Annotated in this window: 17 protein-coding genes; 9 read left to right on the top strand and 8 right to left on the bottom strand. The window is 71.6% G+C overall.

Annotation, left to right across the window (positions count from 1 at the left end; translation table 11 throughout):
- Window positions 1-109: 109 nt before the first annotated feature.
- The gene (locus tag EOE66_RS07830; RefSeq protein ID WP_128228091.1) at window positions 110-721 is read right to left on the bottom strand and encodes a PEP-CTERM sorting domain-containing protein; all 612 of its coding nucleotides are present in this window, start codon (window positions 719-721) and stop codon (window positions 110-112) included.
- Between the two features lie 166 nt (window positions 722-887).
- On the opposite strand from EOE66_RS07830, the gene EOE66_RS07835 reads away from it, so the two are divergent.
- The gene (locus EOE66_RS07835; protein ID WP_128228092.1) at window positions 888-1,124 is read left to right on the top strand and encodes a hypothetical protein; all 237 of its coding nucleotides are present in this window, start codon (window positions 888-890) and stop codon (window positions 1,122-1,124) included.
- A 30-nt stretch (window positions 1,125-1,154) separates the two neighbouring features.
- Here the strand turns inward: EOE66_RS07835 and EOE66_RS07840 are convergent, their stop codons facing one another.
- The 5 genes from EOE66_RS07840 to senB form a co-directional block, all read right to left on the bottom strand.
- Window positions 1,155-1,445, bottom strand: coding sequence for a hypothetical protein (locus EOE66_RS07840; RefSeq protein WP_128228093.1), 291 nt, complete (start codon window positions 1,443-1,445; stop codon window positions 1,155-1,157).
- 44 nt (window positions 1,446-1,489) lie between these two features.
- Entirely contained in the window at window positions 1,490-1,942 is a 453-nt protein-coding gene (locus EOE66_RS07845; protein ID WP_128228094.1) for a GNAT family N-acetyltransferase, read from the bottom strand.
- Window positions 1,943-2,047: 105 nt separating this feature from the next.
- Complete coding sequence (locus EOE66_RS07850) at window positions 2,048-2,407, bottom strand: ankyrin repeat domain-containing protein (RefSeq protein WP_128228095.1); 360 nt, start codon at window positions 2,405-2,407, stop codon at window positions 2,048-2,050.
- Window positions 2,408-2,446: 39 nt separating this feature from the next.
- On the bottom strand, window positions 2,447-3,520 hold the full coding sequence (gene selD, locus EOE66_RS07855) for a selenide, water dikinase SelD (protein ID WP_128228096.1): 1,074 nt from the start codon (window positions 3,518-3,520) through the stop codon (window positions 2,447-2,449).
- Window positions 3,517-4,506, bottom strand: a complete 990-nt coding sequence (senB, locus tag EOE66_RS07860) for a selenoneine biosynthesis selenosugar synthase SenB (RefSeq protein ID WP_245478950.1) — start codon at window positions 4,504-4,506, stop codon at window positions 3,517-3,519. The genes selD and senB overlap by 4 nt, the downstream gene beginning before the upstream one ends.
- Here senB and senA point away from each other — a divergent pair.
- The 5 genes from senA to phnE all read left to right on the top strand — a co-directional run bounded on the left by senA (window position 4,501) and on the right by phnE (window position 9,231).
- The gene (gene senA, locus EOE66_RS07865) at window positions 4,501-5,733 is read left to right on the top strand and encodes a selenoneine synthase SenA (RefSeq protein WP_245478951.1); all 1,233 of its coding nucleotides are present in this window, start codon (window positions 4,501-4,503) and stop codon (window positions 5,731-5,733) included. The two genes, senB and senA, sit on opposite strands and share 6 nt — an antisense overlap.
- Window positions 5,734-5,799: 66 nt before the next feature.
- The gene (locus tag EOE66_RS07870) at window positions 5,800-6,666 is read left to right on the top strand and encodes a putative selenate ABC transporter substrate-binding protein (RefSeq protein WP_128228099.1); all 867 of its coding nucleotides are present in this window, start codon (window positions 5,800-5,802) and stop codon (window positions 6,664-6,666) included.
- A 13-nt stretch (window positions 6,667-6,679) separates the two neighbouring features.
- Window positions 6,680-7,531: a phosphonate ABC transporter ATP-binding protein gene (locus EOE66_RS07875; protein ID WP_128228100.1), complete on the top strand. Its 852-nt coding sequence runs from the start codon at window positions 6,680-6,682 to the stop codon at window positions 7,529-7,531.
- 30 nt (window positions 7,532-7,561) lie between these two features.
- Window positions 7,562-8,404, top strand: coding sequence for a PhnE/PtxC family ABC transporter permease (locus EOE66_RS07880; RefSeq protein ID WP_128228101.1), 843 nt, complete (start codon window positions 7,562-7,564; stop codon window positions 8,402-8,404).
- Between the two features lie 8 nt (window positions 8,405-8,412).
- A complete protein-coding gene (phnE, locus tag EOE66_RS07885) occupies window positions 8,413-9,231 on the top strand; it encodes a phosphonate ABC transporter, permease protein PhnE (protein WP_128228102.1) in 819 nt (272 codons plus the stop codon).
- 45 nt (window positions 9,232-9,276) lie between these two features.
- Here phnE and EOE66_RS07890 read toward each other — a convergent pair whose 3' ends face one another.
- Window positions 9,277-9,957, bottom strand: a complete 681-nt coding sequence (locus EOE66_RS07890) for a hypothetical protein (protein WP_128228103.1) — start codon at window positions 9,955-9,957, stop codon at window positions 9,277-9,279.
- A 250-nt stretch (window positions 9,958-10,207) separates the two neighbouring features.
- Window positions 10,208-11,776, bottom strand: coding sequence for a glycine betaine ABC transporter substrate-binding protein (locus tag EOE66_RS07895; RefSeq protein WP_128228104.1), 1,569 nt, complete (start codon window positions 11,774-11,776; stop codon window positions 10,208-10,210).
- Between the two features lie 241 nt (window positions 11,777-12,017).
- Here EOE66_RS07895 and EOE66_RS07900 point away from each other — a divergent pair, with 241 nt between their 5' ends.
- The 3 genes from EOE66_RS07900 to EOE66_RS07910 all read left to right on the top strand — a co-directional run bounded on the left by EOE66_RS07900 (window position 12,018) and on the right by EOE66_RS07910 (window position 14,658).
- On the top strand, window positions 12,018-12,551 hold the full coding sequence (locus EOE66_RS07900; protein WP_128228105.1) for a lectin MOA-related protein: 534 nt from the start codon (window positions 12,018-12,020) through the stop codon (window positions 12,549-12,551).
- 241 nt (window positions 12,552-12,792) lie between these two features.
- Entirely contained in the window at window positions 12,793-13,557 is a 765-nt protein-coding gene (locus EOE66_RS07905; RefSeq protein WP_128228106.1) for a LytTR family transcriptional regulator, read from the top strand.
- 237 nt (window positions 13,558-13,794) lie between these two features.
- On the top strand, window positions 13,795-14,658 hold the full coding sequence (locus tag EOE66_RS07910) for an FAD binding domain-containing protein (protein WP_128228107.1): 864 nt from the start codon (window positions 13,795-13,797) through the stop codon (window positions 14,656-14,658).
- The last annotated feature ends 4 nt before the right edge of the window (window positions 14,659-14,662 follow it).

Consider the following 14,662-nt stretch of genomic DNA (forward strand, 5'->3'; position numbering starts at 1 on the left):
CCGGTGCGGCAAGCGGCATGACGGGCCCGTGTTCCGCGCGGGCACGGCGCGCGGCGGGCGGAACTTAAACCGGTGCGGCCCGCCCCGACAGCGGGGAAAACCGCAGGGCTCAGCGCTTGCGCGCGCGCCAGCCCAGTGCCGCCAGGCCCGCGGCCATGAAGAGCGCGGTGCCAGGCTCGGGCACCTGCGAAACCTGGAAGTCGAAGTTGTAGTTGGCCACGCCCGTGCCGGTTTCCTGGATCCACACGCTGTAGGTGCCGGCCGGCAACGCGCCGAAGAAACCCACCGCGCCCGGGCTGGAGCCCATCTGCTGCAGGATGTCCAGGCCGAGGTCGTTGGGGCCGTAGAGCCAGTAGCCGAGCAGGCCTTCGGGGCTGTTGCTGGTGGGGCTGACGGTGAACTGCGGGCCGGCCTGGAAGGCGATGAAGGAGATGCTCTCGGGGCCCAGGAAGGTGGAACCGGGCAGCACCAGCAGCGCGTCGAGCTGGAAGCCGGCGGCGATCGTGAAGGTGAAGTAGTCGCGGTCGACGATGCCCTGCACGCTGCGCCCCGTGGTGCCGACGACAAAGTTCGAGCCGGCCGTCATGCTGACGCCGTTGGGCGTGAGGCCGACGTTGGACAGATCGCCCGAGACGGCTTCATCCCAGGCCGTGGCGGCATGGGCGCTCGGCACGAGGCTGGCCGCGGCCAGGGCGATGGAAAGCAGGGCGGTTTTCAGCATGGGGCATCCCGGGTGAAGGCTGCCGGCATGCTAGGGCCGCGCGCAGCCGCGGTGCAACCCGCGTGACCACCCGAGTGCGGGGTGCGCGGCCACCCGCCGCTCACTTCGGCCGGCCGCGCAGCGCCGGCCCGACAATCCTCGCCGGCACGCAGCCCGGGAGCCCCGCTTGAAACCGTACGACATCGAAGTGCAACGCCTGAAATCGCTGAGGCACGACAAGGGCCTGATCGAAGTGAACGTCGACGCCCTCGTGCTGGCCCGCAAGGCCCAGGACGACGGCGCGCCCACCAGTTGCCTGCGGCTGCCGGTGGACCATGCGCGCACGCTGATGCTGCTGCTGAAGCAGCAGTTCGCCGAACTCGACAAGCTGCAACCGCGCAGCCGGCGCTCGGGCCGCTGCTGAGCCCGGGGCGAAAGCGGCGGGCCGGCGCCGTCAGGGCCGCGAGATCTTGCGTTCCACACCCTGCACCACGCCGGCCTTCAGCGTGATGATGGTCAGGGTCTGCGCGTCGCGCGGGGCGGGGAAGTAGGTCCAGGCCTTCTCCTCGGGCTCGCCCCTGGTGTTGCGGATGAAGGTCTCGTGGTCGGGCGGCCCGATGCGCAGCACCACCTCGCCCTCCTTCATGCCCTTGCGGATGAAGCCGCGCTCGGCGGCGTCGGCTGCGGCGGCCAGCGCCGTGAAGGCGGCCAGCGTGCACGCGATGGCCCTGCGGGTAACCCTCATGTGCAAGCTCCTGGGCTGCGGGTGACGCTGCAGCAGCAGAGTGTTCACGCGCGCAGGAGTTCCAGCACCTCGTCGCCATGCCCGTCGACGCCACCGGTGCTGCGCCAGCCGAGGTGGCGATAGAAGCCGTGCGAGCGCACGGCCGGATCGGCCGAGCAGCCCAGGAAGAGCCGCTGGTGGCCGAGGGCATGCAGCTGCGCGCTCACGCGGGCCAGCAGTTCGCGGCCGATGCCGCGGCCTTCATAGGCCGGCAGCAGCGCCAGCACGACGATCTCGCCGGTGGCGGTGTCACCGAAGCAGTAGCCCGCCATCTCGGCACCCGCCATGCAGATGCAGCCGCGCAACGCGCCCGACCAGATGTCATCGGCCCAGGCGTCGTGGGTGATGCCCAGGCTGGCCAGGCGTTCTGCAGAGACGGCGTTTTCCCGCGTCAGGCCGCGGATGCGGATGCACTCGGCGGTGTCTTGCGGCGTGGCGGTGCGGTACTCGAGCTGCACGGTTCGGGTCGGGCGGTGGGGGCAGGTGCGCGCAGCCGCCAGCATAGACGCAGCCGCCCTGGGTCCGCACTGCACTTCGGTGCAGGCCGGCGGGTCAAGGCCGCGTCAGGCGGAAGCATGGCGCCAGAGGCGGGACCACCAGCCCCCCACGCGGCGCGCCGGCGGCAGCGGCTTGACGCCCAGCGCCAGCAAGCGGCGTTCAACCTCGGCCAGGCCCGCCCGGCGCGCGGCCTGCAAGGGGGTGAGGCCGTCGAACTCCGACCACAGCTGCGGGTTGGCCCCCCGGTCCAGCAGGAAGAGCGCCACCGGCGCCTGGCCAGCCAGGATGCAGGCCACCAGCGGCGTGGAGAGGAATTCCGGGTGTGCGTAGTCGATGTCGATGCCGGCGTGCACGTGGTACTCCACCAGCGCCAGGTCGCCGCTGCAGGCGGCGTTGAACATCTCCTTCCAGTCGCCTCCGGACATGGTGGGCCTGGGTTCGGGCGTGGCGCCGGCCGGCCTGCGTCAGGCCACCACGCGCAGCGGCTGGCTCCCTGCCGGCAGCACGCGGCCCACCACCGCCGCCGCCTCGAAGCCGTGGCGGCGGAAGATGTCCAGCACGGCGTCCACGGTGCCGGGGCTGCAAGACACGAGCAAGCCGCCGCTGGTCTGCGGATCGGTGAGCAGGGCCTGGTCTTCGGCCGCGAAGGGCGCGGGCAGGCTCACGTCGTGCCCGTAGCCGGCCCAGTTGCGCCCGGAAGCGCCGGTGACGAAGCCACGCGCCGCCAGCGCGCGCACGCCGGGCAGCAGCGGGGTGGCGCGCCAGTCGATCTCCACCGTGCAGCGCGCGCCGCGCGCCATCTCCAGCGCATGGCCGGCGAGGCCGAAGCCGGTGACGTCGGTCAGCGCATGCACGCCGGGCAGCGCAGCCAGCTCAGGGCCCGGGGTGTTGAGCTTCGTGGTGCTGGCGATCATCTGCGCGTAGCCCTCGGCCCCCAGCTGTTCCTTCTTCAGCGCAGCGCTCATCACGCCCACGCCCAGCGGCTTGCCCAGCACGAGCACATCACCCGGCTGCGCATCGGCGTTGCGCTTGACGTGCCGCGGGTGCACCAGGCCCAGCGCCACCAGGCCGTAGATGGCCTCGACGCTGTCGATGGTGTGGCCGCCCGCGATGGGGATGCCCGCGGTGCGGCACACCGCGGCGCCGCCTTCCAGCACGCGCCCGATGGTCTGCGTGGACAGCACGTTGATGGGCATGCCCACCAGCGCCAGCGCCAGGATGGGCTTGCCGCCCATCGCGTACACGTCGCTGATGGCGTTGGTGGCCGCGATGCGCCCGAAGTCGAAGGGGTCGTCGACGATGGGCATGAAGAAGTCGGTGGTGGCGATCAGCGCCTGCTCGTCGTTGAGCTGGTAGACGGCGGCGTCGTCCGCGGTCTCGATGCCGACCAGCAGCTCTTTCGGGATGGGCAGGGCCGCCGTGCCCTTGAGGATCTCGGAGAGCACGCCCGGCGCGATCTTGCAGCCGCAGCCACCGCCGTGCGACAGCGAGGTGAGGCGGGGCTCGGTGGCGGCGGTGGAAGCAGGCGTGGGAGTCATCGGGGCGTCTCGTCGGGGGTGCGTGCAATCAGGGAGCCCAGCAGCCGGTGCAGGGCGGCCTGCTCGGCTTCGGGGGTGAACAGCGGGGCGCGCAGCGCGCCCTGGGCGGCCAGCCTTTCGAGCATAGCCGGCTCGTCGCGCGCGCGTGCCAGCAGGGTGGCCAGGGCCGCGTCATCGCCCACATCGAAGAGACCCTCGTGGCCCTCGCCCAGCAGCCCGACGTTGCCGTCGATGCGCGAGGCCAGCACCGGCGTGCCGCTGCGCAGGGCCTCGATGACGACGTGCGCGCCGCCTTCCATGCGGCTGCTGTGCACCAGCACGTGCGCGCCCTGGATGCGCCGGCGCACGCTGGCGTGGGGCAGCCCGCCCAGCCAGCGGAAGCGCGGGTGCTGCGCCGCCAGCGCCGCGGCCTCGGCGCCGAGCGCGGGGTCGAGCGCGGCGCCGATGTGGTCGAGGTGGATGTCGGGGCGCCCGGTCAGGCGCTGTGCGGCGCGCCAGTAGGTGCGCGGGTCCTTCTCGTCGCGCAGGTGGCCCACCATCAGACAGCGCAGGTGTCGCGGGGTGCGGGCCTGCGGCGCGCGCGCGCTGCACGACTGCAGCACCACGTGGGCCTTGCTGCGCAACGCCGGCGGCAGGCTGCGCGCGCCGAGTTCGTTCAGCACCACCAGCGCATCGGCCAGCGCCAGCGACTGTCGGGCGGGTGCGTCGGTGGCGATGTCGCGGTAGAGGTCGGTGCCCGTCAGCACCACCACCAGCGGGCGCTGCGCCGCTGGGGACCGGGACGACCGCCACGCGGCGATGGAGGCGGCCGAACGCCGCGCATGCAGCGCGATCATCAGCGCCTCGTCGCCGCCCTGCCAGTGGCTGGTGAGGTGCACGCGGTAAGCTGGCCGCAGCAGCGCTGCCCAGCGGTGCGCCGTCTGCCAATTGCCGTTGTTGGCGTCTGCCAGCGCCGGCGTCACGATGACCAGGGATGATCGATGCACGATGCGAGCGTAGCGCCTGCGGCCCTGCAAGCCCGTCAGGGTGGCCCCAAAGCCCTGGCGCAGGCCCTGCAGGCCGCGCGCGCCGACACGCTGCGCCTTTTCGCGGCCTTCGAACACGCCCTGCCCGGTCTTCAGGTACCGCAGCGGGCCGAGCTCAACCCGCCGCTGTGGGAACTGGGGCACATCGGCTGGTTCCAGGCTCACTGGACCGAGAGATTCCCGGCCCGGCAGCGCGCGCGCGGGGCGCTGGCCGACCCCGCAGACCACCCGGGCTCGGCCGATGACGCGCTCTACGACTCCAGCCGCGTGCCCCATGCCGCGCGCTGGCACCTGCCGCTGCCCGATGCCGGGCGCACACGCGCACAACTGGCGCAGCAGCTGCGGGCCACGCTGGCGCTGTTGAAGGAGGCCGGCGACAGCGACGACGCGCTCTACGTCTTCCGCCTCGCGCTGCTGCACGAGGACATGCACCACGAGGCCGGTCTCTACATGGCGCGAAGCCTGGGTGTGGCGGTGGACGACGCCCGCTGGCTGCCGCAGCCGCTGACCGAACCCGCCGCGCCGCTGTCCTTGCCCGGCGGCCCGTGGCAGCTGGGCAGCCCGGACGGCGCAGGTTTCGTGTTCGACAACGAACGCCCGGCCCATGCCGTGGCGCTGCAGCCTTGCACCATCGACCGCCAGGCGGTGCGCTGGGCGGAGTTCCTGCCTTTCGTGGAGGCCGGCGGCTACACGCAGCCGGGCTTCTGGACGAAGGCCGGTGCACGCTGGCTCGGTGCACAGGGAGCACCGGCCGCCCCGCGCTACCTGCGCCAGTCGGCCGAAGGCTGGCTGCAATGGCACCAGGGCCGCTGGCTCCCGCTGAACCTGCACGAAGCCGCCTGCCACCTGAGCCTGCACGAGGCCGAGGCCTGGTGCCGCTGGGCCGGGCGCCGCCTGCCCACCGAGGCCGAGTGGGAATGCGCCGCCTGCAGTGCGCCGCAGGCCTTCCGCTGGGGCGATGTGTGGGAGTGGACGGCTAGCCCCTTCCAGCCTTTCGAGGGCTTCCAGCCCCACCTTTACCGCGACTACTCGGCCCCCTGGTTCGACGGCCGCCCGGTGCTGCGCGGCGCCTCGCACTGCACGCAGCCGCGCATGCGCCACCCGCGCTACCGCAATTTCTTTGCCGCGGCACGTACCGACGTGCCGGCCGGCTTTCGCAGCTGTGCGCTGTCAGCGGCAAGCCGCTAGAGTGCGGGCGCTGCAGGCGCCGTGAGCCCTTCGCCGCCGAGCCCCTTTCCACTTACCGAGTTCCCCATGCCCCATACCACCCGCCGCCGTTCCCTGTTCTCGCTGCTGGCCGGCGCCCTGCTCGCCTGGGGCTCGGCGGCGCAGGCGCAGCAGGTGCTGCGCGTCACCACCATCCCCGAGGAAGCCGCCACCGAGCAGGTGCGCAAGTTCACGCCGCTCGCCCAGTACCTGGAGAAGCAGCTCGGCGTGAAGGTCGAGTTCACGCCGGTCTCCGACTACCCCGCCGCGGTGGAAGCGTTGGTGAACAAGAAGGTCGACCTGGTGTGGTTCGGCGGCTTCACGCACGTGCAGGCGCAGCTGCGTTCGGGCGGCAAGATCGTCCCCATCGCGCAGCGCGAGGAAGACACGCAGTTCCGCAGCGTGTTCATCGCCAAGACCGACAGCGGCATCAAGAGCCTGGCCGACATGAAGGGCAAGCAGGTCAGCTTCGGCTCGCAAAGCAGCACCTCGGGTCACCTGATGCCGCGCAGCAACCTGCTGGCCGCCGGCATCAACCCGGAGAAGGACTTCCGCCGCATCGCCTACAGCGGCGCGCACGACGCCACCATCGCCAGCGTCGTCAGCGGCAAGGTGGACGCCGCAGCGCTCGACATCACCGTGTGGCGCAAGTTCGTGGCCGAGAACCGCGTCGACACCAAGGCCGTGGACGTGTTCTTCACCACGCCGCCCTTCTTCAACTACAACTGGTCGGTGCACGCCGACATGCCGGCCGACCTGCGCCAGCGCATCACCAAGGCGCTGCTCGACCTGAGCCCGGCCACGCCCGAAGGCGCGGAGATCCTGCGCCTGAACCGCGCCACGCGCTACATCCCCACCCAGGCCGAGAACTACAAGGGCCTGGAAGCAGCCGGCCGCAGCGCCGGGCTGCTGTGAGCCGCGTGAACGGGTGAGCAACGGCCTCTCGCTCGCGCTGCAAGACCTGGCGGCGCGCCACCCCGCGGCGCGGGCCGGTGCCGCGCCGGCCCTGCAACCCACCACCTTGCACATCGGCGCGGGCGAGGTGCTGGCCGTCATCGGCCCCTCGGGCGCGGGCAAGACCACGCTGCTGCAGGCTCTGGCCTGCGCCCTGCCGCCCAGCGCAGGCACGCTGGCCCTGAACGGCACCGACCCCTGGCGGCTGCCGCGCCGGCAGCTGCAGGCGCTGCGCGGCCAGCTCTTCCTGGCGCCGCAGGTGCCGCCGCTGCCGCCGCGGCAGCGCGTGGTGACGGCGGTGCTGGCGGGGCGGCTGCCGGCACTCTCGCTGGCGGCCAGTCTGCGCTCGCTGTTCTACCCGTCCGACATCCCGGCCGCCCACGCCGCGCTGGCGCGCTTCGACCTGGCCGACAAGCTCTTCGAACGCGTGGACCGCCTCTCCGGCGGCGAGCGCCAGCGTGTGGGGCTGGCGCGCGCGCTGCTCTCGCCGGCGCGGCTGTGGCTGGTGGACGAACCGCTCTCGGCGCTGGACCCGGCGCGCTCGCGCCAGGCCATCGACACCCTGGTGCACGAGGCGCGCGCCCGCGGCGTGACGCTGGTGGCCACGCTGCACCAGGTGGACGTGGCGCTGGCCCACTTTCCGCGCATCGTGGCGCTGCAGCAGGGGGCGCTCGCCTTCGACCTGCCGGCCGCGGAGGTGACGCGCGAGCGCCTGCTGCGCCTGTATGCGCAGCACGAACACGAGCTGCGCGGCGATGCGCCACACACCGCGGTGCCCGACATCCACCCCGCCCCGCCCGCGCCTGTGGCGATGCACTGCCGCTGAGCGCGGCGCCGGCCCCTCGAACCTGCCGCCATGACCCCGGCCCTGGCCACCACCGCCACCGCGCCCAGCCGCGACCCGGCCTGGCTGGGCCGCGTGTTCTGGCTGTGCGCTGCCGCTGTGGTGCTGGGGCCCATGCTGGTGGCCACCGAGTTCAGGCCCTGGGTGCTGTTCGAGCGCAGCAACCTGAAGGTGACGGGCCAGTTCCTGGCCTCCTTCCTGCCGCCGGCCCATGGCGCTGAATTTCTGGGCATGGTGCTGCGCGAGGCGTGGCGCACGGTGGCCATCGCCACGGCCGGCCTCACGCTGGCTTTCGTGCTGGCCGTGCCGCTGACGCTGGCCTCCACGCGGGTGCTGTCGGTGTCGGCGCTGTCGGGCCACATGGCCGGCGCGCCGGCGCTGCTGCGCCAGGCCGTGCGCTGGCTGCTCATCGTGCTGCGCAGCGTGCCCGAGCTGGTGTGGGCGCTGGTCTTCGTGCGCGTGGTGGGCCTGGGGCCCACGGCGGGCGTGCTGGCCATCGCGCTCACCTACGGCGGCATGCTGGGCAAGGTGTACGGCGAGATCCTGGAAAGCGGCGAGGCCCACGCCACCGAAACCCTGCTGCGCAACGGCAGTTCGCGCCTGCAGGCCTTCTTCTACGGCCTCTTGCCGCAGAACGCGGCCGAGCTGACCAGCTACACCGTCTACCGCTGGGAGTGCGCCATCCGCAGCTCGGTGGTGCTGGGTTTCGTGGGTGCGGGCGGCCTGGGCCAGCAACTGGACAACTCCATGAAGATGTTCAACGGCGGCGAGGTGTTCACGATGCTGGCGGTCTTCGTGGCCCTGGTGGCGCTGGCCGACCGCGTGAGCGCCGGCCTGCGCCGCGCGCTGGGATGAAGGCCGCCATGCGCGCGACACCCGACCCCATCCCCGTGCCCCCCAGCCTGTTCAGCGCGCGCTGCCGCGCCTGCTGGTTCTGCGCGGCCCTGCTGGTGCTGGTGGTGGCCAGCTTCGCCAGCCTGAACCTGCAGTGGGCGCAGTTCTTCAGCCTGGAGGCGGCGCGCAGCATGGGCCGCTTCCTGGGCGAGTTCTTCCCGCCCGACACCAGTCCGGCCTTCCTGGCGCAGGTGCTGCAGGCCACCTGGGAGACGCTGGCCATGTCGGCGCTGGGCACGGTGCTGGCGGCGGCCGCCGGCCTGCTGCTGGCGCTGCCGGCCAGCCGCCTGCACGACGGCGACGCCGCGCGCGGCCGCGGCCCCGTGCGCCTGCTGCTGAACGCGCTGCGCTCGGTGCCCGAGCTGGTGTGGGCCTCGCTGCTGCTCATCGCCGCCGGCCTGGGGCCGTTTGCCGGCACGCTGGCGCTGGCCACGCACACGGCCGGCGTGCTGGGGCGGCTGTTCGCCGAGGCCATCGAAAACGCGCCCAGCGGCCCGGGCGATGCCCTGCGCGTGCAGGGCGTGGGGCCGGTGCGCGTGTTCCTGTACGCCACGCTGCCGCAGGTGCTGCCGCAGCTGATGAGCTACTCGCTCTACCGCTGGGAGAACAACATCCGCGCCGCCGCCGTGCTGGGCGTGGTGGGCGCGGGCGGGCTGGGCCAGATGCTGAGCTTCCACATGGGCCTGTTCCAGATGGGCAAGACCGCCACCGTGCTGCTGGCCATGCTGGCGCTGGTGGCGCTGGTGGACCTGTGCAGCTACGTCTGGCGGCGCCAGCTCACGCGCTAGGGCGCTGCGCCGCCGACCAGATCTTGGCGGTCGAGGACGGAACGGTCAGGGCCGCTGCTGGCGACGGCGCGCCGTGAAGCCGAGGGCAGCCAGGGCCAGGCCGCACAGCGCGAGCCCCGAAGGCTCGGACACGGCGGAGTTGGGCGTCGGCGCACCCACGCCAGCGACAGCCCAGGTGCCAGGGCTGCCGAAAACCGCACCCGTGTGCACGACGGTGGGTGACATCGTGCAAGTCATCAGCGTCGCAGCGCCGGAGCACAGCGCATCACTGCTGCGGTCGTAGCGCGTGAGGCTGCCCGGCGAAAACTCGATGTTCACGGTGTCCATCACCTGCCGCAGTTGGAAGGCCCCGCCGGAGAAAAAGTGCTCGACCCCCACGTCCCACTGGCGGATGTTGCCCGCAGCGTCCGTCACGAACCTGAACCGCGCGCTCCGCCCCAACGCATTGGGGTTGGAGTCGTGGGCCAGTGTGAGCCTGCCGTCCGTGAAGACAAAGGCGTCCGGTGTCACGAAGCCGTTGAAGTTGCTGCCCAGCGCGGTGGCCATGGTCACGGACACCGAGAAGCTGTTGGCGCTGGTGTAGGCCGTACCTGAGCCGGACGACGAACTGAACTGGCCATAAGCGTTGCCGCTGTAGACGTAGGTCACCGGGGCAGCAGCGGCCACCAGGGCCACACCGGCCAGCGTGGCCATCACGCCAAAGGCTCGGATCCGTGAGAGAAGCATTGCTGTCCTTGGTGGCAGTCCGCTGCGGGGACCTCGCCCGCCCCCAAGCAAGAAGCACGCCCCGCGGATAAGTGGCTGTCAGAGCACAGGAAAGCGATCTGGCCCGACATTCGATGTCAAACAAGTCGACACCTGGGTGATGCTGGGCGGGGCGTCAGCACCCGCATGCACCCTCACCGTCGGAGCCACAGTCGGCTCGCGCACGAGCCGACATGGGCTGCGCCGACAGGTTCAGCCCCCCCCACAACGGCTAGGCCGCGCCAGGGCGCTGCGGCGCCCCGCGCAGCGGCGCGGGCACCAGCCACCGCTGCAGCCCCGCCAGCGCCGCCTGCACGGCCAGCGCCAGCAGCGCCGCCGGGATGGCCCCGGCCAGCATGCGTTGGGTGTCGTTGACGGCCAGCCCGGCCACGATGCGGTCGCCCAGGCCGCCTGCGCCCACGAAGGCCGCCACCGTGGCCGTGCCCACGTTGATGACGGCCGCCGTGCCGATGCCGGCCAGCAGCGTGGGCAGGGCCTGCGGCAGTTCCACGCAGCGCCAGGCCGCCCAGGGGCGCAGGCCCAGCGCACGCGCCGCGTCGCGCTGGCCCGCGGGCACGCTGGCCAGACCGGCGACGGTGTTGCGCACGATGGGCAACAGCGCGTAGAGAAACAGCGCCAGCAGCGCTGGCAGGAAGCCGATGCGGCCCAGCCACGCGATCAGGAAGGCCAGCAGCGCCAGCGAGGGCAGCGTCTGCAGCAGGCCCACCGCCGCCATCACCCAAGCGCCCAGGCGCGCACGGCGCTGCGCCAGCACGCCCAGCGGCACGCCCAGGCCCACCGCCATCAGCACCGAGCCGGCCACCAGCGCCAGGTGCTGCCCCAGCAGGCGGCCGAGATCGGGCGCGAAGATCAGGGCCAGAAGGCCGGGCGCTGCCGGCGCCGCGGCGGGGCCTGTGCGCAGGAAGGCGCCAGCCACCTCGGCGAAAGGCCGCCCGTCGATCTCCACCGCCGCGTTCATCGCGATCATCGCGGCCTCGTCGATGTGCCCCTGCAGCGGCGCCAGCGCGGCCAGCGCCGCGGCGGGCAGGTTGGCGCGCATCAGCAGCACCGCGTCATAGCGCGGGAAGAAACCCAGGTCGTCGCGCAGCACGCGCAGGCCCAGGCGGCCGATCTGCGCATCGGTGCTGTAGACGTCGATCAGGTCCACCTGGCCTTGCGCCAGGGCCTGGTAGGCCAGGCCGTGGTCGAGCGCGCGCGGCGCGGCCGGCTGCAGGCCGTAGCGCTGCTGCAGCCCGGGCCAGCCATCGGCCCGCACGAGAAACTCATGCGAGAGGCCCGGCCGCAACCGCGCGGCCGTGGCGGCGGGCAAGGCCGCCACGGCCGAAAGCGTGGCCACTCCAAGCCGTTGCGCATCGGCCTCGCGCAGCGCCAGCGCATAGCTGTTGTTGAAGCCCAGCGGCACCGCGGCCTTCAGGCCCAGCGGCGCCAGCCAAGTGTTCAGCTCGGCCAGCGTGGGCGGCGGCGCGCCGGGCGCGGGCTGGCGCTTGAGAAGTTCACGGACGATGGTGCCGGTGTACTCGGGGTAGAGGTCGATCTGCCCGCTGCGCAGCGCCTGCTCGAGGATGGCCGTGTTGCCCAGGCCCTGGCGGTGCACCGCGGCCACGCCGCCTTGCTGCAGCGCCAGGCGCGCCAGTTCGCCGAGCACGTAGCTCTCGGTGAAACGCTTCGAGCCCACCTGAATCGGCTCGGCGGCCGCCGCCGGCAGGGCGCGCAACGCGAGGGCCAGGCCCACAAGGGCGAAGCAGGCGGCACGCAAAACAGCGGGCAGAACAGCAGGCATCGGCCATTGTGGCGCTGCGGCCGGCGGGGAAAGCAGAGGGCTTGAGCCGCGTTCCCGCCTCGTCAAGCTTGCGGAAGCCACGTCCAGACCTGGAGCCCAAGAATGCAAGCACCGCCACCTGACCGGTGACCGCCCTTGGCAGACGCACAGGGCTGCATCGCCTCAAGACACCGGCTCGCGGACAACGCAAGCGCGCTGGGTCTGCCCATCCCTCTTCATCCCACCCGCAACGGAGACATCCATGACAGCACTAGGCACCCGCATCACTGGCCGTCTGGTCGGACGCCGCGTGGCCCCGCTGGCGCCTGCCGCCACAACCGCCCTGTTGGCACCCGGCGCCGGCCCCGAAGGCGTTGTCGCGCCGGCCAGTTCGCTGGACGGGCTCGTCAGACAGCTCTTGCAGGGGAAGTTGTCCGACGATCCCGGCATCCGCTTCGGCGATGGCTCCTTCTACCTGCCGACGCTGAAGGAGGTTCAAGACATCCTGGCGGCCAGCCGACTCGACCGCGAGAAGTGGCTGGAAGAGCGCTTCGACTGCGACGACTTTGCCTACGTCCTCAAGGCCGAGATGTCGGTCCACGCCTACCAATCAGCCGCCATGAAGTTCGGCCTCTGCGTGGGCATGGTCTGGGGCAATTTCGACTGGGTCGATGGCTACCACGCCGTGAACTGGTTCGTGGACAAACACGCCACGCTGCGCTTCATCGAACCGCAGGACGACGTGATCCACGACCTCGCCAGCTGCCGGGGTCAGATCAGCCTGCTGCTGGTGTGACGAGAGCCGTGGCGTGCTGCTGCACCTCGTGTTGAAGCTTGTCCAGCTCGGCCAGGGCAGGTCTGCCCCGTGTCCACGACCAGCTACCCTGGCGAGCGAGCGCCTCCATGTGCCGGGCGAGGCTGTTCTGCAGCACCGCGTGCAATGCGCCGTCGTTGCGCGCTCGCGCGGCGGCAGCGCCCGGTAGTGCGGGCTGCGGCGCCGTGTTTCAATCCGCGCCGTTGCCGCTCGCCTGGAACCCATGGCCCCTGCCGTCTCGCCGCTGTACTTGCTGGAACGCTTCGACGTGGGCGTGGTCCACCTCGACAACGCGCGCCACGTGACCGGCATGAACGAGTTCGCGCGGCGTGTGCTGCCGGTCGACCGCATGCAGCCCTTCAACCGCATGGTGCTGAGCTTCCACCCCGAACGCTCGCAGCCCAAGGTCGAATTCCTGCTCGATCAGGCAGCTTCCTGCCCGGTGGCCAACCCGCCGCCGATGACGATGATCATCAACATCCCCGAACGGGTGCTGCTGATCAAGGTGGCGCGCACGGCTGACGGCGAACAGCGACCCACAGGCTATGTGCTGGTCTTCTACGACATCACCGAGCTGGTGGCCGCCAACGAGCAGCCGGGGCCCGATGCCCAGGCCGTGGTGCGGCGCCAGCTGCAGAAGATTCCCACGGTCTCCGGCCAGAAGATCGTCTTCGTCGAGGCCGACGAGGTGTTGCGGCTGAACAGCGACGGCCACTACACGCGCGTCGTCACCGCCGAGGCCAACCAGTTCTGCAACCTCAGCATCGGCGACCTGGAAACGCGGCTGGACGCCGAGCACTTCATGCGCGTGCACCGCAGTCACATCGTCAATCTGCGCCATGTCACGCAACTGCTGCGCGTGGACGGCCGGCTGGTGCTGACCCTGCGCGGCGACACCACCGAGGTGCCGGTCTCGCGCACCAGCAGCAGCGCCTTGATGGCCCGGCTGGGCATCGCGCCGGCTTCGGTGGCCACGCGCCAGACTTAGGCCAGGCTCCAGCCCAGGCTGGGCCCAGGGTTAGTCCGGGGCAGGACTTTCCCGTAGTGCAGCGGGCCGCAAACCGGCCCGGCTTCGCTTCGTGCAGCGCAACTGCAGTTCGTGCAGAAACGCGGCGCTTGGCGCGCTCTCGGGCGCCGCCACCCACAGTCCCGGCGCCAGCGCGCCTTTGGACATCAAGTCAAGAATGGCCTCCCGCTAAAAACACACCAGCTGGAGACGCCTTCGATGATCCCACCCGCCTTCGATTACCACGCGCCCCGCACCGTGGATGAAGCGATTGCGCTGCTCGGCAGTCTGGGCAGCGATGCCAAGCTGCTGGCCGGCGGCCACAGCCTGCTGCCGATGATGAAGCTGCGCTTCGCCCAGCCGGCGCACCTGATCGACATCAACCGCATCCCCGAACTGCGCGGCATTCGCGAAGAGGGCAACGAGGTCGTGATCGGCGCGATGACGGTCGAGAACGAGCTGATCGCCAGCCCCCTGCTGCAGGCCAAGGTGCCGCTGCTGGCCGATGCGCCCAAGCAGATCGCCGACCCGCAGGTGCGCAACCGCGGCACCATCGGTGGCGACATCGCGCACGGCGACCCGGGCAACGACCATCCGGCCATCAGCCTGGCACTGGATGCCACCTTCGACCTGCAAGGCCCCCAGGGCAAGCGCAGTGTCAAGGCCGCCGACTTCTTCCTCGGCACTTACACCACCGCGCTGGCCGAAGACGAGATCATGGTCGCCATCCGGGTGCCGGCTTTTGCACCCGGCACCGGCTGGGCCTACGAAAAGCTCAAGCGCAAGACCGGCGACTGGGCCACGGCCGGCGCCGCCGTGGTGCTGCGCCTGAGCGGCGGCAGCGTCAGCCATGTGCGCATCGCGCTGACCAACCTGGCGCCGATGGCCATCCGCGTGCCCGCCGCCGAAGCCGCGCTCTTGGGCCAGCCGCTCAGCGCCGCTTCGATCGCTGCCGCGGCCCAGGCGGCCCAGACCGCCGCCGACCCCGCCGAAGACCTGCGCGGCGACATCGCCTACAAGACCGCGATGGCCGGCCAGATGGTCAAGCGCGCGATCCAGGCTGCCGCTGCGCGCTGCAGCTGAACTT

This window comes from Rubrivivax rivuli (assembly GCF_004016505.1).
In the GTDB taxonomy this organism is placed as follows: domain Bacteria; phylum Pseudomonadota; class Gammaproteobacteria; order Burkholderiales; family Burkholderiaceae_C; genus Rubrivivax; species Rubrivivax rivuli.

What these genes read in the sequence shown, in the direction of transcription:
- EOE66_RS07830 (WP_128228091.1), bottom strand. Translation starts at nt 721, where the DNA reads ATGCTGAAAACCGCCCTGCTTTCCATCGCCCTGGCCGCGGCCAGCCTC.
- EOE66_RS07840 (WP_128228093.1), bottom strand. Translation starts at nt 1,445, where the DNA reads ATGAGGGTTACCCGCAGGGCCATCGCGTGCACGCTGGCCGCCTTCACG.
- EOE66_RS07850 (WP_128228095.1), bottom strand. Translation starts at nt 2,407, where the DNA reads ATGTCCGGAGGCGACTGGAAGGAGATGTTCAACGCCGCCTGCAGCGGC.
- selD (WP_128228096.1), bottom strand. Translation starts at nt 3,520, where the DNA reads ATGACTCCCACGCCTGCTTCCACCGCCGCCACCGAGCCCCGCCTCACC.
- senA (WP_245478951.1), top strand. Translation starts at nt 4,501, where the DNA reads ATGCACGATGCGAGCGTAGCGCCTGCGGCCCTGCAAGCCCGTCAGGGT.
- EOE66_RS07870 (WP_128228099.1), top strand. Translation starts at nt 5,800, where the DNA reads ATGCCCCATACCACCCGCCGCCGTTCCCTGTTCTCGCTGCTGGCCGGC.
- EOE66_RS07880 (WP_128228101.1), top strand. Translation starts at nt 7,562, where the DNA reads ATGACCCCGGCCCTGGCCACCACCGCCACCGCGCCCAGCCGCGACCCG.
- phnE (WP_128228102.1), top strand. Translation starts at nt 8,413, where the DNA reads ATGCGCGCGACACCCGACCCCATCCCCGTGCCCCCCAGCCTGTTCAGC.
- EOE66_RS07890 (WP_128228103.1), bottom strand. Translation starts at nt 9,957, where the DNA reads ATGCTTCTCTCACGGATCCGAGCCTTTGGCGTGATGGCCACGCTGGCC.
- EOE66_RS07895 (WP_128228104.1), bottom strand. Translation starts at nt 11,776, where the DNA reads ATGCCTGCTGTTCTGCCCGCTGTTTTGCGTGCCGCCTGCTTCGCCCTT.
- EOE66_RS07900 (WP_128228105.1), top strand. Translation starts at nt 12,018, where the DNA reads ATGACAGCACTAGGCACCCGCATCACTGGCCGTCTGGTCGGACGCCGC.
- EOE66_RS07905 (WP_128228106.1), top strand. Translation starts at nt 12,793, where the DNA reads ATGGCCCCTGCCGTCTCGCCGCTGTACTTGCTGGAACGCTTCGACGTG.
- EOE66_RS07910 (WP_128228107.1), top strand. Translation starts at nt 13,795, where the DNA reads ATGATCCCACCCGCCTTCGATTACCACGCGCCCCGCACCGTGGATGAA.